Raw genomic sequence first — 21,784 nt, 5'->3', positions numbered from 1 at the left:
AGCAAATGACCCGCGAGACGCCCATCCCAGCATGAGGCCGCTCAACGCGCGGCGGCCGCACCGCGATCAAGATCACGATCTACAGCTGGAGTATTAACCCGGGTCTGAGGGAAAGGAATTCCGTCTTGACCGAGACCGAGAAAGCCGCCGCCGATCCCGCGATACCCGACAGAACCGACCGGCCCGAAAGCCCCGGCGGGATCGAGGTGCTCGCCTCGCTCAGCCCCGACTTCACCGCCGACCCGTACGTCGCCTACCGCCGACTGCGCGAGCGCGGTCCGGTGCACCAGGTGCTGGGGCCCGACAGAGGGGTGGTGTGGCTCGTGGTCGGGTACGAGGCCGCGCGCGAGGCCTTCAGCTCCCCGCACCTCAGCCGGGACTGGCAGCGCGAGTACCGGCAGCCCGGCTGGAGCCCGCCGTACGCCCTGAACATGCTCGGCAACGCGAACATGCTGATGAGCGACCCGCCCCACCACACCCGGCTGCGGAAGCTGGTGTCGCAGGAGTTCACGGCCCGGCGGGTCGAGCGGATGCGGGGGCGCGTCCAGGAGATCACCGACGAGCTGCTGGACCGCATGACGGCGGACGGAGCGCGCCGCGCCGACCTCATCGAGGCGTTCGCCTCCCCGCTCCCCATGATCGTCATCTCCGAACTGCTGGGCGTCCCCGGCCTGGACCGCGCCGCCTTCCACGCCTGGTCCAACGAGACCCTCGCGCCCACCAGCCCCGAGGCGGAGAAGGAGGCGTACGAGCAGGTCATGCCGTATCTCACCGGGCTCATCGCCGCCAAGCGCGAGAGCCCCGGGGAGGACCTGCTCAGTGCCCTCGTCCACACGGTCGACGAGGGCGGCGACCAGCTCACCGAGGACGAGCTGGTCTCGTTGGCCTTCCTGATGCTCGTCGCCGGGCACGAGACGACGGTCAACACGATCGGCAACGCGGTACGCGCGCTCCTCGCGCACCCCGATCAGCTGGCGGCCGTACGGGCCGATCCGGCGGGGCTGGCGGCGGGGCTGGTGGAGGAGACGCTGCGCTACGACGGGCCGGTGGAGACCACCACGCCGCGCATCGCCCTGGAGGACACCGAGATCGGCGGCGTCCAGGTGCCGCGCGGTGCCATCGTGCTGATCGCCATGGCCGCCGCCGACCACGACCCGGAGCGCTTCCCCGATCCGGAACGCTTCGACGTACGGCGGGGCGAGGCCCGGGGCCACCTCTCCTTCGGACACGGGATCCACTTCTGCCTCGGCGCCCCGCTCGCCCGCCTCGAGGGCGAGGTGGCGCTGCGCACGCTACTGGACCGCTGCCCGGACCTGGCGGCGGACGGGGAGCCGGGGGAATGGCTCCCGGGGATGCTGATCCGGGGGAGGCGGACGCTGCCGGTGCGGTGGTGACATGCCCACCGCGGGCGAGCTGACGGGCGGGTGAGCGGTCGCGGGCACGCCGTTCGCGCAGGTGAGCCGAGACTGTCAGCGGCGGGGGCCGCAGTGCTGCGACAGAGGCGTCACGCACCGGACAGGCGAGAGGCGATCGTCATGACCGCCCCGCCCCTGGCGACCGCCGAGTGATCTCCCCAAGGACCGATCGCCACGAGGCGGGATCGGGTGTGAAACCCGATCCCGCCGACAAGAGGGCATGGCCGGCCTTGCCCCAGCCGGCAAGAGGGTGTGCCCTCAGCGCGGCCAACGGCTACGTCCGTGCTGGTCGCGAGCTCGGTGACGGTTCCTGCGCTGGAACCGTCCCCGAGCTCGCGACCGATGGTCAGAGCCGTTACTTCACCGGCTCCAGGATCGCCACGCACTCCACGTGGTGCCTCATCGCAAACATGTAGAGCCAAAACAGGTTAAGGAAACCACAGGTCAGCGGCTCGCGAGACACAAAAGGGACTCAAGATCAATGTGCATTACGTGCGCTAGGGGCGCTACGTGCGACCCATGACGCACACAGTGAGCGTTTTCAGCGCTGCCTCTCCAGAGTGAGGACAGCCTTGGCGATTGACGTCATGCGGTTGGGGCTGATCCGGGATCTTCGGAAGATGTGCCATGACTTCACTCGCGTCATGCCCCGTGCAACGGGTGCCGGGAGATCCACAGCGCCTGCCCGAGCGGGTCGGCCACGACCTGCGCGTTCACGCCGTGGCGGCGGTGTGGGCGTGGGCGGTGCCGACCGAGATGCCGAAGTCCGGCTGCCATCTGGGCCAGGGTGTCGTGCTTGCGCAGGTACACCAGAGCTACGAGTGGGCGTTGGTGCGGCAGGAGCTTGCGGCGGCGGCCACTCTTGCGGGTGACGATGAGCATCGTTACCCCCGCGATCGGGGACCGGCCCGCAAGCCCACACGCGGCGTGCAGCGCGAGAGCCGTCATACCAGTACGCGGTGGCCTTGACACCGCGTACTGAGCGAGGATCGCCGACCCTGGACAGACTCAACGCCTCTCCAGTTCCTGAAGTCAGCAGGCGGTGGAGTCGGACGCCGGTCGAATGGCGGCCCGACGCAGCGTTGTGGGCACCGAGACCGGCGTTCTCGCGGGGCACGCACCAGGCCGTACCAGGGCCAGAGACCTGACCACCGCGCCGAGGGGCCGACCCGGGAACCGCGCCGTGCCGCACAAGCCGAACCGGTGGGGCACGTCTCCGCCCACGGAGCTCTCGGTCCTGGCCTCCAAGGCGGAGCGGCCGGCCTTCAGTCGGTGGAGTCCAAGACTTCGTACACATGCCTGATGTAGTCATGGGTGCGCTCCGAGCCGAGGATTCCGTCGCCCAGCCGGTTCATCGTGTACGAGAACGTGACGCGCCGGTCGAGGTCCATCATGACGATCGAACCGCCCCGGCCGACCCAGAAGCAGACCCTTCCGGTGGGCATGTGCGGCATCGTCCTCGCATCGGCGAGCGCGAAGCCGATGCCCCAGCGCACGGGAACACCCAGGAACAGGTCGACCCCGTCTGCTTGTACGTCGAGGACCTTCTCCACCGTCTCCTCGGAGAGGAGCCGGAGGCCGTTCACCTGGCCGCGTCGTGAGATCACCGAGAGGGCGCGGGCCATGCCTCGTGCGTTGCCGTGTCCGTTGACGGCGCCGAGTTCGGCACGGCGCCACTGCGGGGTGTCGACATGCTCGTCCCTGGCGGGACTTCCGAGCAAGGTCTTGGTGAAGATCCCCTCGGGATCGAGGCCGGCGGGTATTCCGGAGAGCTGCGACGGGGCCACCAGCGCGGCGATGCGCGACCAGTCGGCCTGCCGCGCACCGATCTGGACGTCGGCTTGCGACGGCTTGGCGATCTCCGTGTCGACGAACTCGGTCAGGGTACGGCCGCTGACCCGCCGGACGAGCTCTCCCACAAGCTGTCCCTGAGTCTGTACGTGATAGCCCGAGGCGCTGCCCGGCTCCCACCAGGGCGCCTGCGCGGCCAGCCGGGCGCTCGCGGTCGGCCAGTCGTACAGATCGTCCATGGTGAAGGGCTGCTGCCAGCCGGAGAGCCCCGAGGTGTGCGCCAGGACATGCCGCACCTCGATTTCCTGCTTGCCCTGAGCAGCGAATTCGGGCCAGTAGTGCGCGACCGGGCGGTGGACATCTAGTGCCCCCCGGTCGACGAGGACGAGGGCCGCCAGACTGCTCAGGGTCTTGGTGGTCGACCACAGGTTGACCAATGTGTCCTGGTGCCACGGAACGGTCCGCGCTTCATCGGCGTGCCCACCCCACAGATCGACTTCCATGACGCCGTCGACATCGACGGCGATCGACGCCCCCACCTCCTCTCCGGACTCCAGGTGCGCTGCCAGCGCCGCTCGTATCGGTTCGAACCGGGCGCTGCTACTTCCTTCGACATTGACCATGTCTTTTCTCCGCTTCTGACGACGACCGTCCGATCAGTCAACGGAACGAATGTCACGCTGGTTCACGCGTCGCCGCAGGTGAGGGGCATCTGTCTGGTGGATGCCCCTCCGGTAGGAGTTCACCTCTGGGATCATCTGCAGGGCTCCGGCGTGCCCTGCGACGCCGCCGACGCAAGCGGGCCGCGTACCCCTGGGTTCTCCACAGGCCGCTCGGCACGCAGGCTCGCGGATCAGCAGCGCCGGAATCGGCCGGCTACCGGTTCGTCGCAGGGCGGGCCGAGGAGGAAGCCGTCCGGCGCATGGCCGCCGGCGAATTCATCACGTCGAGTGGCGTCCTGCTAATGTCCTGTCCGGTATGCGGGAAGCGGACGACGGGGTCCTCGCCGCTCCGATCACCTAGCCGCCCCCCATCTCGGCGGACAGGTCACCGCGACGAGAGTCGCGCGGGCCCGTTTTTCCTCACAGCGGCAGCGGGTCGCCCACACTTCCGAGGGTCATGGTCATGTGTGCTTCCGATGGTGGCGCCGTCGAGCGGAGTTCTGGGTGGGTACGGTGACGGCTACGGGGCAGGATCTCGACTTCGGGCTGCTGGGGCCGCTGGTGGTACGGCGGGCGGGCTTGGACCTCGATCCGGGCCGGCGCAGGCAGCGCCTGCTGCTGGTCCGCCTGCTGCTCGCCGACGGCCGGGCGGTCGCCCCGCAGACGCTGTGCGAGGAACTGTGGCCGCAGCAGCCGGGACGGACGCCGGGCGGAGCGATGGCCTCCCTGCACGCCCACGTCAGCAAGGTACGCGCGGTCCTGGAACCCCGACACCTGCGCCGAAAGGGCATCTGCGAGGTACTGGTCACCGAACCCCTGGGCTACGCCCTGCGGGTGCCGCCCGAGAGCCGTGACACCGTGCGCTTCGAGCGGGCCCTTGCCCAGGCACACCGGTTCATGGACCAGGGCCGGCCCGAACGCGTCGTGGAAGAGACCCAAAAAGCCCTGGAGATGTGGCGCGGCACCGCGTTCGCCGACGCCGCGCACCACCTGTTCGCCGTCAACGAGGCAGCACGCCTGGAAGAACTGCGGCAGACCACCCGCGAGATCCGTAGCACTGCCCTGCTCCTGCAAGGACGGATCAGCGAGGCCCTGGACGCGGCCCAGGAAATGACCGCAGAGCATCCCCTGCGGGAAACCGGCTGGGCCCTGCTGCTGCGCGCCCTGTACCTGGCCGGCCGGCACCCCGAAGCGCTTCAGCGCTATACCGACCTGCGCCGGCACCTCGCCGACGAACTCGGCCTCGAACCCGGCCCATCCCTACGCGCACTGCACCACGGCATCCTCCACCACGACCTGCCACCCCTTCACTCAGCCGATGAGCTGAACAGGTTCGGCGCGGCATCCGTCTCCGGCGGGAGTACCGGACACGGGCGCGATCCGCTCGGGCCGACCACGTCCGGGACACCGGAGGAGGACGAGGCGACCGCCGACCTCGGACCGGCAGACGACGAACCGGCCGACGCCGCCGATCGGTCCGATGCGAGTCACGACCAGACCGCGGATTTCGAGGGAACCACGTCGCCGCCCCGGATGCGTCCGGCACAACTGCCGCGCAGCCTGACGGTGTTCGCGGGGCGGGAGGCCGAGGGCGCCTGGCTGTCGGCCGTGAGCGGTGCACCGGGCCGGCCCGGAACGACCGCTGCCTCCGCCGTCGTCATCAGCGGTGCTCCCGGTGTCGGCAAGACCACCTTCGCCGTCCACCACGCCCACCGCATCGCCTCCTCTTTCCCCGACGGACAGCTTTTCGTCAACCTGTGCGGATTCCACCCCCACGCACCCGCCGTCGAACCCGGCAACGCCTTGCACGGCTTCCTCACCGCCCTCGGCGTCCCCGCCCAGCAGATCCCCGAGGACACCCCGGGCCGCAGCACGCTCTTCCGCAGCCTCCTCGCCGACCGGCGGATCCTCCTCGTCCTGGACAACGCCCGCGACGAGCAACAAGTGCGCCCCCTGCTCCCCGGAGGAGCGGGCTGCCTCACACTGATCACCAGCCGCAACCAGCTTCCCGGACTGATCACCACCGACGGCGCCAGACCCCTCACCCTCCCCCTTCCCTCACAGGCGGAGGCCCACCAAGCCCTCGAGCGACGCCTGGGCACCGAACGACTGGCCGCCGAGCCCGCCGCCACGGCCGACATCATCCGCCTGTGCGGACGGCTTCCCCTGGCCATGGCGGTGGTCGCCGCCCGCGCCGAACTCGATCCCTCCTTCCCCCTTCACTCCATCGTCGACGACCTGCGACACACCCACGGCCTGGACGCGTTCACCGGCTTCGACTCCACCACCGACGTACGCGCCGTCTTCTCCTGGTCCTACCGGTCCCTGGACGAGCCCACAGCCCGACTCCTCCGTCTCCTGGCCCTGCACCCCGGTCCCCACATCACCGCCCCCGGCGCCGCCAGCCTCGCCGGTCTTCCCCTCCCCCGGACCCGCCGCGCACTCGCCGGTCTGGTCGGCTCCTGCCTCGTGGAACAACCGCTGCCCGGCCGCTACAGCCTGCACGACCTCCTGCGCGGCTACGCCACCGAACTCACCCACACCCACGACACCGTCCAGGAACGCCACCACGCCACCCTCCGGGCCCTGGACCACTACATGTTCACCGCCCACGAGGCCAACCAGCTCCTCAAACAGGACACACCGCCCGACCTCGACCTCGGTGCACCCGGCCCAGGCGTCACCCCGGAGAGCCTCACCACCGTCAAGCAGGCGACCCGATGGCTCACCGCCGAACACCGGGTGCTGACCGGCCTGCTCCACACCGCCGTGAGCCAGAAGCTGGACCACCACACCACCGGGCTGGCCTGGTCACTCAAGGAATACCTCAACCGCCAGGAATTCTGGCCGGAGGCCATCACCGCGCTGACCCCCGCCCTCGAAGTGGCCCGGCGCCAGAACAACCGCCTCGAAGAAGGCCGTTGCCTACGCCACCTCGGCCACATCCACGGCTACCTCGGCCACCAGGAGCAAGCCCTTCACCACCTGCGACGCGCCACCACGATCTTCGAGGAACTCGACGCGACCGGTGAACAGGCCCGAGCCCACTACGTGACGGCGTGTGCGCTGTTCCTGTTCGGCCGGATCCAGGAGGCCGTGGCGTTCTCCGAACGGGGACTGGAACTGTCCCGGGAGACAGGTGAGGAGTTGTGGTTGGCCGAGTGTCTCGTCGAGCTCGCCTGGTTCCACTCCAACCTGGGGCAGCTCGATAAGAGCCTTCTGTACAATGAGGAGGGCATCGCCTTGTTCCAGCGCCTCGGCGCGCCGTGGCAGCTGGCCCAGGCATGGGACATCCTGGGCCACAACCTCCGCATGCTCGGCCGTTACGAGGAATCGGTGGCCACCTACCAGCGGGCGACGCAGGCGTTCGAGGAACTGGGCGACCACAGGAACGCCATCGGCACACTGATGCGGCTCGGCGACACCCGGCTGGCCCAGGGCGACCGGGAAGGCGCGCGGGCGGACTGGGTCCAAGCCCTCGAAAGCGCCGACGAGCGAGCCATGGCCCACAGTGCCCGGCAGGTCCGTGACCGGCTCACCGCCCTGGACATGGACACGGCCCCCACGCCACCCTTCCCGGAGAGGGCGGAGGGAAGCCATCGGCTCCCGGTCCCGAGGAATGGCGGCCCTGTGCATCAGGAATCCGAGCGGGACGGTTCGGCGGATGGGGATGGTCACTCGTCCGCCCTCCGCTGAGTTCCAGCTGGCCCACGAGGTTTCTTCTGCGGTCCCGGACGGTCCGGGACCGCATACGGCTTCACGCCTGAGTCCCGGCCGGTACGGCGTTCCCTCGCGTCGGGATCACACGAGCCGGAAACTCGTCAGCTCGTCGTTGAGAATGGGCAGAACGCCGGTCGAGCCACCAGCCCCGTAACACCCCATGTCGTAGACGTAGCCCTCGTGCCGGTACATGCAGACGGTGCGGCTGGTCCGGGTCCAGACCGAGGTCGTCCGGTCGTTCATGTAACTGCCGACATCGGATGTGCTGTTCGAGCTCAAGAAGAAGCGGCCTTCATAGTTGCTGTGCTGCCAGGACAGCGCCCCGTCACCGTCGAACGGTGACGGGGCGCCTGCGGGTCGCCATCCGGCCGGCGAGAGGCCGGACTCCGCCCTTACTTGGCGAGGAAGGCGAGGAGGGCGTCGGTGACCTCCTGGGCGTGGGTCCACAGCAGGCCGTGCGGGGCACCCTCGACGACGACATAGTCGGCCTGCGGGAGCGCCTTGCGGAAGAGCTCGCCGGTGGCCTCGATGGGCAGGATGCGGTCGGCGGTGCCGTGCAGGATCAGTGCCGGCACGTCGATCTTCCGGATGTCGGCGCGGAAGTCGGTGGTCCACGTGGAGACGCAGGCCAGCGAGGCGTACCAGGAGGCGCCGGCGGCCACGTTCCAGCTGTTGCGGACGGCCTCCTCGCTGATCCGGGTGCCGAGGTTCTCGTCCAGGTTGTAGAAGTCCTGGTAGAACGCGCTGAAGTAGGCGTACCGGTCGGCGGTGACGGCCTGCTTGATTCCCTCGAAGACGCTCCCGTCGACACCCTCGGGGTTGTCGTCGGCCTTGAGCAGGAACGGCTCCAGCGAGGCGAGGAAGGCGGCCTTGGCGACCCGGGCGGAGCCGTAGGTGCCGAGGTAGCGGCCGACTTCGCCGGTGCCCATGGAGAACCCGACGAGAACGGCGTCGTGGAGGTCGAGGGTCTCCATGACGGTGTTCAGGTCGGCGGCGAAGGTGTCGTAGTCGTAGCCGGTGGTGGGCTGGCTGGAGCGGCCGAATCCGCGCCGGTCGTAGGTGATGACCCGGTAACCGGCCTTCAGCAGGGCCGCGGCCTGCTTCTCCCAGGAGTGGCCGTCGAGCGGGTAGCCGTGGATCAGCACGACCGGCTGTCCGGTGCCGTGGTCCTCGTAGTAGAGGTCGATGGTGGTGGAGTTCTCCTGGCCGACGGTGATGAACGACATGGTGGTTTCTGCCTCTCGATGTGGGTTGTGGTGCGAGGTGGTGGCTCGGGGCGGTCGGCGGTCCATACAGGCCCCGACCTGGGGTGTCCGATGTCGGCGCCTCGTCACCTGGGAAACGGTGACGGGGTGAGCGCGGTTCACCGTCTGGCCGAAAGGGACTACTGACGCGGCCGGAGGGCAAGGGGTGTGGGTGACCTCCTGGGTGCGGATCCGCAGCGGGCCGTGCGTGGCGTGCTCGGCCGGGTGCTCGGCCTGCGGAAGCGCCCGTCGGAGCGGCTCCCCTGCCTGGATCGACAGGTCCCGGTCAGCGGACCGTACGGGCCGCCTTCTCCACGATGCGGGCGACGGCGTCGGGACGCGAGACGGTCACCGCGTGCGAGGCGTCGATCTCAGTCGTGCGGGCGTGTGCCCTGGCCGACATGAAGCGCTGGGCCGCCACGGGGATGTTCCGGTCTTCGGTGGTGACCAGCGACCAGGAGGGAATCGCCTTCCAGGCGGCACGGGTGGAGTTCTCCTCCAGCGCGGCGGCGGCGATCGGACGCTGTCCGGTGGCCATGAGCCTCGCCTTGTCCGCAGGGCCGTCCGCGGCGAACTGCTGGTGGAACTTGTCCGGCTTGATGAAGACGTCAGCTCCCGAGGCTCCGTCGGGAAGCGTGTAGTTCACCGGGACGATGACCTGGCCAAGGGTGCTGCCGGGGAACTTGTTCGTCAGCCCCAGCGAGCTCTCACCCGTGTCGGGCAGGAACGCGGCGATGTAGACGAGAGCCTTGACCTTTTCCCCCAGGCCCGTGGCGGCCTGGCTGATGACGGTGCCTCCGTAGGAATGGCCGACCAGGACCACCGGGCCGTCGATGTGCTCGACGACGCTGCGCAGGTAGGCGGCGTCGACGGCCGGTCCGCGCAGCGGGTTGGCGGCGGCCACCACCGGGTAGCCGGCCCGCTGCAGCCGCTCGACGACTCCGTCCCAGCTGGAGGCGTCGGCGAACGCCCCGTGCTCCAGCACGATCGTCGGCCGGACCGGCTGGCGGGGCGTCGCGTCGGCCGTGCCGGGCAGGGTGACGGCCGTGACGGAAAGGCCCACGGCTGCGACGCCGAGCAGGGTGACCAGACGGGCGGGCCTGGTCGGTCGGGTGATACGCATCTTCAATGTCCTTCTTCATGAGGGTTGACGCCCTGATGTGGCGGGGCCGGCAAGGCGAACCCGGCTCCGACGAGAAACACAGCCCAGTGTTGAGTTGCAATCAATTGAATTGCGTGCAACTGAAATTGCCATGAGGCCCCGCCTTGACTGATCGAACGGTGGCGGCCCGGGGCACGAACGGCTCTGCCGCCCTGCCGGCTGCCGCCACAACAGCCGACAGGGCTGACGTCCGGTCAGGGCTCTCATGTGCCCGGACGTCACTGCTTCCTACGAGGAATCCCGCACTGCGGTTCACCGACGGTGGTGAACTCGACCCCTGTTCCGGTCCGAGTGGTCATGAGGGGAACTCGGCGGAGCAAGGAGCCTCCGCGCCCGGGCGCGCGAGGACCCTCCGGCCGTCAGCCCTGCCGCATGTCGTGTCGGCGACCGGCAGGCCGGCCGGGCCGACCCTCGGATCCGCCCGACCCGCTTCCTCCCGGGCCACCGCTCTCCGGGCGGCACGGGCACGGGACGGAGTCATCAGGCGCCGAGGGTCAACGGGTGACGTCGAGCGTGGCCGCACGGGGAACGAACTTCGTGCCGCCGTCCTTCTCGTGGCGATCCTCGTCGCCGGGACGGTGACGGCTGCGCTCTGCCTGCGCCGTTCGAAACCGGTGACCGCCCTCGTCGGCCCCATGCTCGGCACCGCCTGTCGCCGAACTGCCGCAACGGCCGTTCCGTAGGTACAGGCTCGGCGCCCATGTCCCGATCTCCGGGGCCCGGAGAGACGCTCCGACCCCGGAGGGGCGATGACTACTTCTTGAGCCTCTCGTACACCTCGACGGCTGTCATCAGGTGGCCGACGGCGTTGGGGTGGGCGGATCCGGACGTCCGCGGCAGCAGCGGGTTGATCCACTGCCCGGACGGGGGCCGGCACATGTCGTGACCCCGGAACACCGAGGAGGTGTCGACGAACTCGACCTGCCTCAGGAGGGCCGACATCTCCAGCATGAGGTTCAGCCGGTTCGTGGTCTGGTGGAGCCAGGTGACGTCACCCTTGGCCAGCGGCACCGAGGAACCGCAGGCGCTCCCGTCGACGGGGAACGGGTTGGGGTAGCCGACCACGACGACACGCGCCCGGGGGCTGCGCCGCTTGATGTCGGTGAGCATGTCGGGCAGACGCGTGCTCAGCCTCGCGAAGCCCGCGTCGACCTCCTTGGCCGCCACGTCCCGGCAAGGAGTTCCCTCCCGGGTGGTGAGACCGACCAGGACGCATCTGGTGAGCACGTCGGAGAAGCCGAGGTCGTTGCCGCCGAGCGTGACGGTCACCAGGTCGGTGTCCTGGGTGAGGGCATGGACCTGGGGTGCGGCCGACCCCTCGTTGTTCCACAACGAGCGCGTGGTCGCTCCACCGCACGTGACGTCCTTGAAGACGGCGGGCTTGTACGTCTCGGCGATCCACGCCGGGTAGCTGCCCGTGGAGCGCATGCACGTCGCGTCCGTCTGCCCGGGCAGGCCCGTTCCTGCGGCGTAGGAGTCACCGAGGGCGACGTAGTGCTTGAGGGCTCCCTGCCCGGAGACGTCGGTCGCGGCGGCCGGAGCAGCCCCGGACGTCAGCAGCGAGACGGCGAGGGCAGCGGCCGTGGCTACCCCCCCTCTACGGATCTTCGAGTACGGGTGAGAATGAGCCATGAAGTCCCCTTGAGGTGGAAAGAGGCCGCACGAGTCGGCGGCCCGTCCTTGGGCACGCGACGCGTACGGACGTGTCCTTCGCCTCTACGACCGCGGCACGCACCGGGTTCAGGTCTGGCGAACTCCCTCCGCCACTACGTCCTTCTCCGCCAACAGCCACCCCGGGTAAGGCCGTTCTCCAAGAAATCACCTGCTGCCAGACCCTGGCCGGCGCCTTTCATGATCCGCTTCGGTTCGGCACGGCACCCGGCGATCCTGCGGCCGGCAACCGGACGCACGGCATCCGACCAGCGGCGGACGTGCTCCTCCGTGTACCGGTGGGCCCGGTGGTGTAGGCGCTACGGCCGGAGGCGGCGTCCGCCGCAGCGCTGAATCGTCCTGCCCACGCAGTCCTTCAGGCCGGTTGACGCCCTGCTAATGTCCCGATCGGTAGGCGGGAGGTGGACGACGGGGTCCTCCGCTCCGATCACCCGCACCGCTCCTCGTTCTCCGTTCCGGCGAACTGCGCGGACGCGGCAGAGGTGGCAGCGGTCGCGCGGGGCGCGGACGGGGTGGCGTCCGGTGTGGGTCATCGAGCCCACGGCGCATCTGTCCGCGCGGGAGCGGACCGCTCATGTGCCTACGGACATGTGCGTGTGAGGAGCGCCGCCGTCGGGCGGCTCTTCCGGGAGTACGGTGACCGCTGTGGGGGAGTCGCTTGACTTCGCGGTGCTGGGTCCGCTGGTGGTGCGGCGGGCGGGCGCGGTGCTGGACATGGGGCGGCGCAGGCAGCGACTGCTGCTGATCCGACTCCTGCTCGCCGAAGGCCACACGGTCGCTCCCGAGACGCTGTGCGAGGAGTTGTGGCCACAGCCGTCAGGGCGGGAACCGGGTGGGGCGATGGCGTCCCTGCACGCCCACGTCAGCAAGGTCCGCGCGATTCTGGAACCCGGCATCTGCGCGGGCGGCGCTCGTTCGAAGTGCTGGTCACCGAGCCCCTGAGCTACGCCCTGCACATCCCGCCGGACAGCCGGGACACCGTACGCTTCGAGCGAGAGCCCTGGCCCAGGCGCGCCGGTCGATGGACCGGGGCCGGTCCTCGCGCGTCGTGGAGGACCGAAAGGGCTCTGGAGATGTGGCGCGGTGCCGCGCTCGCCGACGCCGCCCCCTATCTGTTCGCCACTCCTGAGGCCGCCCGCTTGGAGGAACTGCTACAGACCGCCCGGGAGCTCCGCACCACCGCCCTGCTCCTGGACGGACAGACGCAGAAGGCCGTGGACGCCGCGCGGGAACTGACGACGCAGCATCCTTTGCGGGAGACCGGCTGGGATCTGCTGTTGCGTGCCCTGTACCTGGCCGAACACGACGGGCACGGCGACCGCCCTCGCGGGCAGCCGTGGTTCGGGTCATCCGGCCGGGGCCGCGGCCGTGGACGACCCAGACGAGACGGCATCCGTCGGCGCACCGCAGTCAGGCGCGGTCCACGATGTCACGCGGTCCGGGCCGAACACCGGTGTGACACCGTCCGGTGCGAGGAGAGATCCGGTCGCGGGCGACGGCAGGAGCAGGTCTCCACGGGCTGTACGTCCGGCGCAGTTGCCCGGTGATCTGGCGGTTTTCGCGGGGCGGGAGACGGAGGGCGCCTGGCTGTCCGCCGTGAGCGGAGACCCAGGTCCGACCGGTGCTCCCGTCGTCGTCATCGGCGGTGCTCCTGGTGTCGGCAAGACCACCTTCGCAGTCCACCACGCCCACCAGATCGCCTCCTCCTTCCCCGACGGACAGCTCTTCGTCAACCTGTGCGGGTTCCACCCCCACGCACCCGCCGTCGAACCCGGTGACGCCCTGCACGGCTTCCTCACCGCCCTCGGCGTCCCCGCCCAGGACATCCTTGAGGACATCCCCGGCCGCAGCACCCTCTTCCGCAGCCTCCTCGCCGACCGGCGGATCCTCCTCGTCCTGGACAACGCCCGCGACGAACAGCAGATCCGTCCCCTGCTGCCCGCCTGCGACGGCTGCTTCACCCTGATCACCAGCCGCAACCGACTCACCGGCCTGATCGCGTCGGAAGGCGCCAAACCCCTCACCCTCCCCCTGCCCTCTCAGTCCGAGGCCCACGAGACGCTGGCACGGCGGCTGGGGACGGAACGGCTCGCCGCCGAGCCCGCCGCCGCGGCCGACATCATCCGCCTGTGCGGACGACTGCCCCTGGCACTGGCCGTGGCCGCCGCCCACGCCGAGTACGAACCCGCCTTCCCCCTCCGCGCCATCGCCGACGATCTGCGGGCGCACAGCGGCCTGGACGCGTTCACCGCCTCCGCGCCACCACCGACGTCCGCACCGTGTTCTCCTGGTCCTACCGGCCCCTGGACGGACCCGCCGCACGCCTCTTCCGCCTCCTCGCCCTCCACCCCGGCCCCCACATCACCGCCCCGGCCGCCGCCGGCCTCACCGCACTCCCCCTCCACCGGACACGCCGTCTCCTCGCCGACCTGACCCGGTCCTGCCTCGTCGAACAGCCGCTGCCCGGCCGCTACACCCTCCACGACCTGCTGCGCGGCTACGCCACCGAACTCACCCACACCCACGACGACACCGACAAACGCCACGCCGCCACCCTCCGGGTCCTGTACCACCACATGTTCACGGCCTACGAAGCCAACCTGCTGTTCAAGCAGGACTCGCTGCCCGGACTCGACCTCGGCTCCCCCGCCACGGGCGTCGTCCCGGAGACGTTCGCCACCATCGAACAGGCACGCCGATGGTTCACCGCCGAACACCGGTTACTGGCCGGCTTGCTGCAGACCGCCGTCAGCCAGAAGCTGGACCACCGGGTCACAGGCCTCGCGTGGACGAGGCGGGCTCTGGATCACCTGGAACGCGCTTCCGCCCTCTTCGAGGAACTCGGCGTGGCCGGCGAACAGGTTCGCGCCCTGTTCGTGACGGCCATGGCGCTGTTCCGATTCGGCCGACACCGGGAGGCGTTGGCTCCCGCCGAGCAAGGACTCGCGCTGGCCCGATCTACGGGGAACAAGCTGTGGACGGCCGAGTGCCTCAACGGGCTCTCCTGGCTGCACTCCAACCTGGGGCGGCCCGGGAGAGGCCTCGTGTACGGCGAGGAGGGCATCGCCCTCTACCAGCGCCTGGACGCCCCGTGGCAGGAGGCCCAGTGCTGGGACAGCGTGGGCTACGCCCTCCATCGACTCGGCCGGTACGAGGAGGCGGCAGCCACCTAGCGGCGGGCGCTGGACGCCTTCGAGGAACTGGAGGACCACAGGAACGTGGTCGGCTCGCTGATGCGACGGGGCAACACCCGTCTGGCCATGGGCGACCGGGAGGCCGCACGCACGGACTGGGTCAACGCGCTCGCCGATGCCGAACGACAGGATCTGTCCCACAGCGCCCGGGAGATCCGAGACCGGCTCACCGCCCTAGACATGGATGCGGGCTCCGTACCCGTCCCGCCGCAGAAGGACGTCGGCAATCGCACGGCGCCGGTTCCGACAGGCGCTGATTCTGCGCACCAGTCACCCGGGGCGGAGATTCACCGGCAGTAGGAGCTGTCTCCGTCCGAACTCGGCGAGCCATCGCTTCACCAGGTTCAGCCAGCAGGACACCGTCGGCGCGGAATGCCGAGGGGAATCCGGAAGACCGGTGTGTCCTCTCACGACTACCTGTTCTCGGCGGACGCGCAGGACGTCATCGACGCCGAACTCGTCGGCTCGCGACGCGAACGCCCTGATCCGGTCGTTCCCGTCGGGTCCGAGAGGCCTACGCGCCGTCGGCGCCGCGGAGCGCCCCCTGGCGGACACGAGGACGTGCCGGGAGCGGGCGGCATGGGTCGGCAAGCGGCGCGACAAGGAGACGACAAGGTTTGGCGAAGGGGTCCCGCCGAGTGTTGAGCCACTCACCCGCGCAAGTGGGAGAGCACGCCACGGAACACTCGAACAGAATTGAGCACCACCCATGAACGGGACCATGGAGGCGGGGGCGGCCACCCTCGCCTCGACTCGGGCACATGCCCGGCACGTCGCTTCGGACACCGACTGCGACGCCTTCATACGAGACATCTACGAGCAGTACGGCCCTCTGCTCATCCGGTACGCCGCGCGGCTGCTGGACGGCGACTGGCACAGGGCTGAGGACATCCTCCAGGAGACCGCGGCGCGCGCCTGGAAACACGCCCGGCTCTTGAGCACCCGCGGCGAACACATCCGGCCGTGGCTGTTCACCGTGGCCAGGAACCTGGTCATCGACCACCACCGGGCCCGGCAGGTCCGGCCACTGGATCTGATGGCGGTCGAGGATCTGGACGCCTCCTGGGACGGCACGGAGTCCACGATCACCTCCCACGCGGTGCTGGAGGCACTGCGGGAGCTGAAGGAACAGCACCGGACCGTCATCCGCCTCATGTACTCCCTGGAATGCAGCGTGGCCCAGGTGGCCGAGCACCTCGGCATCCCGCCCGGCACAGTCAAGAGCCGTGCCTTCTACGCCGTGCGGGCGCTGCGCAGGTCCTTGGAGAAGCAGGGCGTACTCGGCGTGTAGTCACGGCACGGACGGGCGATGCGGGCCCGGTCATCCACGGTCCGCGGCGCCGCCGGATGGGTCCTGACGTCACCGTCCCGTCCGGTGCCGCTCCCCGGGCGGTTCCGCTCGGCCCCGGGGTGTCGGCATGTCGGGGATGGTCCGTCGCCACCGAAGTCGAGGGGAGGAACCCGGAGAGTCCGGTCTCACGACGATGGCGCATGAACTCGTCAGGCACCGCTGCCGGGCTCCACCCACCTGGTGGGAATCGTGAACCGCCCCCGGAGGGTTCTGCTCGGAAAGCAGTGACACCCAGGCACTCAAACGCCCTTGTCGTCTTGCCCTGCTTCTGTCCGGAGCCGTTCGAACGACATGGGCGTCTCGATGATCAGCCCCACTACGGATCGACTCGCGACCAGCGGCGCACGAGGTCGCCACGGACCCGATACACGCCCGTCGTCTTCTTCGCTCGCCCTCGCCAGAGAGGTCGTGATCGCCTCACCCTGCCCCCGGACCCCGCGGAACCGGATGGTCGGGAGTGATCTCCGGACTCGTTGCCGAGGAAAGCCCGCTGCGGCAGGAACGGCACGGGACAAACTGCGTCCCGGCCCCGGACCGCCCCCTGCCGCCACCTCTCCGTGCCGAGTGGATGCCGGTCCCCAGGCCTTTCGCGATCACCGAGCTCCGCCTCGTCCAGGAAGGACCGCTCAGCCTCTTGGCGACAGCTCCTCGGCCGCCGTTCTCATCCGGCAGCCAGCCCGTCCCTGCGGATACCGCAAGCCTCCAGTGACACCGCAGTCGGCGGTCACCCCATCCGACAGCACGAGTCCAACCTCGTCAGGCCCTGTTCTCCGCCTGGAACATCCACGCATGCTTCTCCAGTTCGGCCGTCAGCCCGATGAGGAGATCCTGGCTCACGGCGTCCACCGGACCAGTCTCCTCGATCCGCTGCCGCACCCTCCCGATGACCGCGGAGAACGTACGCACCAGGGCATCGACAGCGTCGCCGTCCTTCGTCCAGCCTGACGGGAAAGCAGGCACGCCGCTGGTGCCCGCGATGGTGACCGCCCGTCCGTCCGGACTCACTCCCAGCGCAGCCGCGCGTTCGGCCACCGTGTCCGCGTGGTCACGTGCGATCGAGGCAACCTCGTCGAGCTGGACGTGGACTGATCGAAAACGCGGGCCGTACAGGTTCCAGTGCGCCTGCTTGGCCACCAGGGACAGGTCGAGCAGGTCGACCAGGGTCGCCTGGAGGGCCGCGCCGGCGATCTCGCGGTCGCCCTCCGGCAGCGGGCTGTTGATCATCGTCATAGGTCTGTGGTCCTTCGGGAATGGCGCTGGCATCCTGGCAAGGAGGCCGACGGGTTGCCGTCTAGATGAACCGGCCATCGCACGCACCCGTCTGGAGCTCCGATGGCCTCGACGCTATGTACGGCCGCAGGCCCCGAGGGGTTCAGCTCCTCCGGCATACGGTCGTGCATGTCGCACGACGCCCGGTCATCACCGATGCCGCCGGACCGACCGGCGCGCGCTCCACCGCTGCGGCCACGCAGCACCGATCACGAGTCCGGCCGTGCTCGAGAACCGCCCTCCGCCCCATCGGGAGCGGCGACGACCTCAAGCCTTTTCACGAGCGCCGGAGCCATGGCGGCCCCTGACACAACACGCACCGGACACCCCACCTAGCGTCACGGAACGTCACTACCGAGAAGCGGATGGGGCAGGGGCAGCTGCCAGCTCGGCAGCCAGCGCCCCAGCCACCGCAACGTGCCTACGACCACACGCCCGAGGGGCCCATTCGGCGGTCGCCAATCACGCATGACGACCCATCAGAAACCATGCCGTTCGTGCGTCAAACATGCGCCGCGCACGTCGAACATGCGTCAAGATATCGCACCTAACGCATGTAACGCCCATAACGCACACTCGAAGAAACAGCAGCTCAGGCGTCCTTCTTCACCGGCTCCAGGATCGCCACGCACTCCACGTGGTGCGTCATCGGGAACAGGTCGAACGCCCTCAGGGTCCGGACCTTGTAGCCGCGGTCCGCGAAGTAGGCCAGGTCTCGGGCCAGGGCTGCCGGGTCGCAGGCCACGTAGGCGATGCGGCGGGCGCCGAGGCCGGCGAGGTGGTGGACGGTCTGCTTGCCGGCGCCGGCGCGGGGCGGGTCGAGGACGATGAGGTCGACCTCGGTGATGCCCGTGCGCGGGAGGACCGATTCGACCTTGCCCTGTTCGATGCGGACGCGCGGGAAGGCGGCCAGGTTGTGGCGGGCGTCCTCCACCGCGCGCTTGCCGGATTCGATGCCGAGGACCGCGCCCTGGTCGCCGACGCGGTCGGCGAGGGCGCCCGCGAAGAGGCCGACGCCGCAGTAGAGGTCGAGGGCCGTTTCGCCCTTGCGGGGCGTCAGGCCCTGCATGACGGCGAGCATGAGGGTCTGGGCGGCCTTGGGGTGGACCTGCCAGAAGCCGCCGCTGCCGACGCGGTAGGTGCGCTCGTCGGCGCGCTCGCGGACGAAGGCGCGGCCGTGGACGCGGTGGACGCCGCCGTCCTTCTCGTCGACCCGCATCACCGAGACCGGCTTGTCCAGCTCGACCAGCGGGAGGCGCGCGCCGGGGCGCGGCGTCAGGATGACCTGGCGGTCGCCGGAGCCGGAGGCGGCGATGGCCTCGATGGAGGCCATGCCCTCCCAGCTGCGCTTCTCGATGCCGAGTTCCGAGACGCCCTGGGCGGCGATCATGCAGTGGTCGATGTTCTCGACCTCGTGGGAGCGGTGCTTGCGCAGGCCCGCGTTGCCCTCGGCGTCGACCGCGTACTGCACGCGGGTGCGCCACTGCGGGACCTCGCCCGGCGGGAGCTTGTCGCCCTCGGCGGGCATGACCGTGCCGTCCCAGCCCGCCTCCTCCGGGGTGAGTCCGGCGAGCCGCAGGAGCTGCTCGGCGATGACCTCGCCCTTGAGGCGGCGCTGGGCGCCGGGCTTGGCGTGCTGCCAGTCGCAGCCGCCGCACTTGCCGGGTCCCGCGAAGGGGCAGGGCGCTTCGACGCGGTCCTTGGACGGGTCGAGGATCGTGACCGCGTCGGCGCGCAGGAAGCGGGAGGTCTCCTCGCCCTCGGTGACGCGGGCGACGACCTTCTCGCCGGGGAGCGCGTGGCGGACGAAGAGGACGCGGCCCTCCTCGGTGCGGGCGATGCAGTGGCCGCCGTGGGCGACCGGTCCGACCTCGACCTCGTACTCCTCCCCGATGAGCGACGACTCAGGTGCGTTCTGCTGCATGACGGGGAGGCTCCAGAGGATGTGAGGGACGGAGGATGCGAGAGGTGGGCTGCCGCACCGCGGCAGCCCACCAGTCTACGTGCCGGTCGGGGCGGAATGCGCCTTCAGCGGCCTCAGCCCTTGGCCGCCGGTTCCTTCTGGCGCTTCTCGACGGGGCCCCGGCGGACCGAGCCCGGCGCGTTCCAGTCCTGGCGCTTGCGGGCCCGCTTCTTCGCGGCCTCGGAGGACCGGAGCTGGTACGGGACGGAGGTCACCATGACGCCCGGGGTGAAGAGCAGCCGGCCCTTGAGCCGCAGGGCGCTCTGGTTGTGGAGCAGGTGCTCGTACCAGTGGCCGACGACGTACTCCGGGATGTAGACGGAGACGGCGTCGCGCGGGCTCTCGCGGCGGATGTTCTTGACGTACTCGACGACCGGGCGGGTGATCTCGCGGTACGGCGAGTCGAGGATCTTGAGCGGGACGTTGATGCCGCGCCGGGTCCACTCCTCCTTGAGCGCCTTGGTCTCGGCCGGGTCGACGCTGACGGTGAGCGCCTCCAGCTCGCTGGCGTGGAGCAGCTTGGCGTACGCGAGGGCGCGCAGGGTCGGCTTGTGGAGCCGGGAGACCAGGACGACGGAGCGGACCCGGGAGGGGCGTACGTACTCGTCGGGCCGTTCCTCCGCGGCGGCGATCTCGGCGGCGACCGAGTCGTAGTGCTTACGGATCGCGGTCATCGTCCCGTAGAAGATCACCATGCCGAGCAGGGCGACCCAGGCGCCGTGCGTGAACTTGGTGGCGAGGACGACGACGAGGACGAGGCCGGTGAAGAAGGCGCCGAAGGCGTTGATCGCGCGGGAGCGGATCATGTGGCGGCGCTTGGCCGGGTTCCGCTCCGTCTTCAGGTGCCGGTTCCAGTGCCGGACCATGCCGGTCTGGCTGAGCGTGAAGGAGACGAAGACGCCGACGATGTACAGCTGGATCAGCTTGGTCGAGTCGGCTCCGTAGACCCAGACGAGGAGGGCGGCTGCGCCGGCGAGGAGCACGATGCCGTTGGAGAAGGTCAGGCGGTCGCCGCGGGTGTGCAGCTGGCGCGGCAGGTACCGGTCCTGGGCGAGGATCGAGCCGAGGAGCGGGAAGCCGTTGTACGCGGTGTTTGCGGCCAGGAAGAGGACGAGCGCGGTGGCGGCGGCGAGGACGATGAAGAAGAACGTTCCGTCGCCGAAGACGGCGGCCGCGACCTGGGAGATGACCGGGTCCTGGACGTAGCTCTCGCCGACCGGCACGCCGTTGAGGAGCAGGTCGTGGGCGGGCTTCTCGGCCATCCGGACGTCGGTGGCCATGGCCAGGAAGATGATGCCGCAGAACATGGTGACGGCGAGGCCGCCCATGAGGGCGAGCGTGGTGGCGGCGTTCTTCGACTTCGGCTTGCGGAAGGCGGGGACGCCGTTGGAGATGGCCTCGACTCCGGTGAGTGCGGCACAGCCGGAGGAGAACGCGCGGAGCAGCAGGAAGACCAGCGCGAAACCGGCCAGGCCCTGGTGCTTGGGCTTGATCTCGAAGTCCGCGGTGGGGGCCTTCATCGTCTCGTCGAGGACGATCCCCTTGTACGCGCCCCAGGCGATCATGAGGAAGACGCCGGCGACGAAGACGTACGTCGGGATCGCGAAGAGGGAGCCCGACTCCTTCACCCCGCGCAGGTTCATGACGGTGAGCAGCACGATGACGCCGACCGCGCAGGCCACCTTGTGCTCGACGACGAACGGGATGGCCGAGCCGAGGTTCTCGATGCCCGAGGAGATGGAGACGGCGACGGTCAGGACGTAGTCGACGAGCAGGGCGCTCGCCACGGTGAGTCCGGCCTTCGGCCCGAGGTTGGTGTTGGCGACCTCGTAGTCGCCGCCGCCGCTCGGGTACGCGTGGACGTTCTGCCGGTAGGACGCGACCACCGTGAACATCAGGACGACGACCGCGAGCGCGATCCAGGGGCTGAAGTGGTACGCCGACAGACCGGCGACGGAGAGAACGAGCAGCACCTCGCCGGGTGCGTACGCCACCGAGGACAGCGGGTCGGAGGCGAACACGGGGAGGGCGATCCGCTTCGAGAGGAGGGTCTCTCCCAGCTTGTCGCTGCGCAGAGCCCGCCCGATCAGGATCCGTTTGGGCACGTCGGTCAGTTTGGACACGGAGAGGATCGTAAGCGTTCGAAAAGAGCCAAGCTCACCGCGACCCCCTATCCATACGGAATCTTTCCGTCTACCACCTCTGATGCGGTCCCGTTCGGGGTTGCCGCTTAAGCTCGGACCGGGTGACCCGGCAGGGCGTCGCCCGCCGCGACCCGGGCGCATCGGGTGGAGAAAGTTGTGAGCAGGGTGTTTTCGCAGGTCAGCAGGGCGATCAGGAGT

At 69.7% G+C, this 21,784-nt stretch carries 15 protein-coding genes and 1 pseudogene; 7 read left to right on the top strand and 9 right to left on the bottom strand.

Annotated features, from left to right (window positions below):
• Positions 1 to 125: 125 nt before the first annotated feature.
• On the top strand, positions 126 to 1,394 hold the full coding sequence (locus IO20_RS0111010; RefSeq protein ID WP_342668749.1) for a cytochrome P450 family protein: 1,269 nt from the start codon (positions 126 to 128) through the stop codon (positions 1,392 to 1,394).
• Positions 1,395 to 1,956: 562 nt separating this feature from the next.
• Here IO20_RS0111010 and IO20_RS0111000 read toward each other — a convergent pair.
• Both IO20_RS0111000 and IO20_RS0110995 read right to left on the bottom strand, forming a co-directional pair.
• Positions 1,957 to 2,363, bottom strand: a pseudogene (locus IO20_RS0111000) (helix-turn-helix domain-containing protein).
• A gap of 317 nt (positions 2,364 to 2,680) precedes the next feature.
• Positions 2,681 to 3,829 carry an EstA family serine hydrolase gene (locus IO20_RS0110995; protein ID WP_030548396.1) on the bottom strand — a complete coding sequence of 383 codons (1,149 nt, stop codon included), beginning with the start codon at positions 3,827 to 3,829 and terminating at the stop codon, positions 2,681 to 2,683.
• Positions 3,830 to 4,372: 543 nt separating this feature from the next.
• On the opposite strand from IO20_RS0110995, the gene IO20_RS0110990 reads away from it, so the two are divergent.
• Positions 4,373 to 7,564: an AfsR/SARP family transcriptional regulator gene (locus tag IO20_RS0110990; RefSeq protein WP_245684925.1), complete on the top strand. Its 3,192-nt coding sequence runs from the start codon at positions 4,373 to 4,375 to the stop codon at positions 7,562 to 7,564.
• A gap of 105 nt (positions 7,565 to 7,669) precedes the next feature.
• On the opposite strand, the gene IO20_RS41290 is transcribed toward IO20_RS0110990, so the two are convergent.
• From IO20_RS41290 to IO20_RS0110970, 4 genes are all read right to left on the bottom strand, one after another.
• Complete coding sequence (locus IO20_RS41290; RefSeq protein ID WP_078945918.1) at positions 7,670 to 8,035, bottom strand: peptidase inhibitor family I36 protein; 366 nt, start codon at positions 8,033 to 8,035, stop codon at positions 7,670 to 7,672.
• The gene (locus tag IO20_RS0110980; protein WP_030548394.1) at positions 7,981 to 8,814 is read right to left on the bottom strand and encodes an alpha/beta fold hydrolase; all 834 of its coding nucleotides are present in this window, start codon (positions 8,812 to 8,814) and stop codon (positions 7,981 to 7,983) included. The genes IO20_RS41290 and IO20_RS0110980 overlap by 55 nt, the downstream gene beginning before the upstream one ends.
• Before the next feature lie 304 nt (positions 8,815 to 9,118).
• A complete protein-coding gene (locus IO20_RS0110975) occupies positions 9,119 to 9,955 on the bottom strand; it encodes an alpha/beta fold hydrolase (RefSeq protein WP_030548393.1) in 837 nt (278 codons plus the stop codon).
• A 792-nt stretch (positions 9,956 to 10,747) separates the two neighbouring features.
• Positions 10,748 to 11,626 (bottom strand): SGNH/GDSL hydrolase family protein, encoded by an 879-nt coding sequence (locus IO20_RS0110970; RefSeq protein WP_030548391.1) that lies wholly within the window; start codon positions 11,624 to 11,626, stop codon positions 10,748 to 10,750.
• Positions 11,627 to 12,310: 684 nt separating this feature from the next.
• Here IO20_RS0110970 and IO20_RS41285 point away from each other — a divergent pair.
• The 5 genes from IO20_RS41285 to IO20_RS0110950 all read left to right on the top strand — a co-directional run bounded on the left by IO20_RS41285 (position 12,311) and on the right by IO20_RS0110950 (position 16,150).
• Positions 12,311 to 12,607 (top strand): AfsR/SARP family transcriptional regulator, encoded by a 297-nt coding sequence (locus tag IO20_RS41285; protein WP_245684924.1) that lies wholly within the window; start codon positions 12,311 to 12,313, stop codon positions 12,605 to 12,607.
• Positions 12,586 to 13,212, top strand: coding sequence for an AfsR/SARP family transcriptional regulator (locus IO20_RS42320; protein WP_051874351.1), 627 nt, complete (start codon positions 12,586 to 12,588; stop codon positions 13,210 to 13,212). The genes IO20_RS41285 and IO20_RS42320 overlap by 22 nt, the downstream gene beginning before the upstream one ends.
• Before the next feature lie 732 nt (positions 13,213 to 13,944).
• Positions 13,945 to 14,838, top strand: coding sequence for a tetratricopeptide repeat protein (locus tag IO20_RS42525; protein ID WP_483855134.1), 894 nt, complete (start codon positions 13,945 to 13,947; stop codon positions 14,836 to 14,838).
• 45 nt (positions 14,839 to 14,883) lie between these two features.
• Positions 14,884 to 15,159 carry a hypothetical protein gene (locus IO20_RS41275; RefSeq protein ID WP_051874349.1) on the top strand — a complete coding sequence of 92 codons (276 nt, stop codon included), beginning with the start codon at positions 14,884 to 14,886 and terminating at the stop codon, positions 15,157 to 15,159.
• A gap of 409 nt (positions 15,160 to 15,568) precedes the next feature.
• Complete coding sequence (locus IO20_RS0110950; RefSeq protein ID WP_030548387.1) at positions 15,569 to 16,150, top strand: sigma-70 family RNA polymerase sigma factor; 582 nt, start codon at positions 15,569 to 15,571, stop codon at positions 16,148 to 16,150.
• Positions 16,151 to 16,966: 816 nt separating this feature from the next.
• On the opposite strand, the gene IO20_RS0110945 is transcribed toward IO20_RS0110950, so the two are convergent.
• The 3 genes from IO20_RS0110945 to IO20_RS0110935 all read right to left on the bottom strand — a co-directional run bounded on the left by IO20_RS0110945 (position 16,967) and on the right by IO20_RS0110935 (position 21,565).
• A complete protein-coding gene (locus IO20_RS0110945) occupies positions 16,967 to 17,440 on the bottom strand; it encodes a Dps family protein (protein ID WP_030548384.1) in 474 nt (157 codons plus the stop codon).
• 631 nt (positions 17,441 to 18,071) lie between these two features.
• Positions 18,072 to 19,403, bottom strand: coding sequence for a class I SAM-dependent RNA methyltransferase (locus IO20_RS0110940; RefSeq protein ID WP_030548382.1), 1,332 nt, complete (start codon positions 19,401 to 19,403; stop codon positions 18,072 to 18,074).
• Between the two features lie 113 nt (positions 19,404 to 19,516).
• Positions 19,517 to 21,565, bottom strand: coding sequence for an APC family permease (locus tag IO20_RS0110935; protein WP_030548380.1), 2,049 nt, complete (start codon positions 21,563 to 21,565; stop codon positions 19,517 to 19,519).
• Between the last annotated feature and the right edge of the window lie 219 nt (positions 21,566 to 21,784).

The sequence above is a fragment of the Streptomyces exfoliatus genome (assembly GCF_000725545.1).
GTDB lineage: Bacteria > Actinomycetota > Actinomycetes > Streptomycetales > Streptomycetaceae > Streptomyces > Streptomyces exfoliatus.
This window is presented reverse-complemented; position numbering and strand designations above follow the sequence as displayed.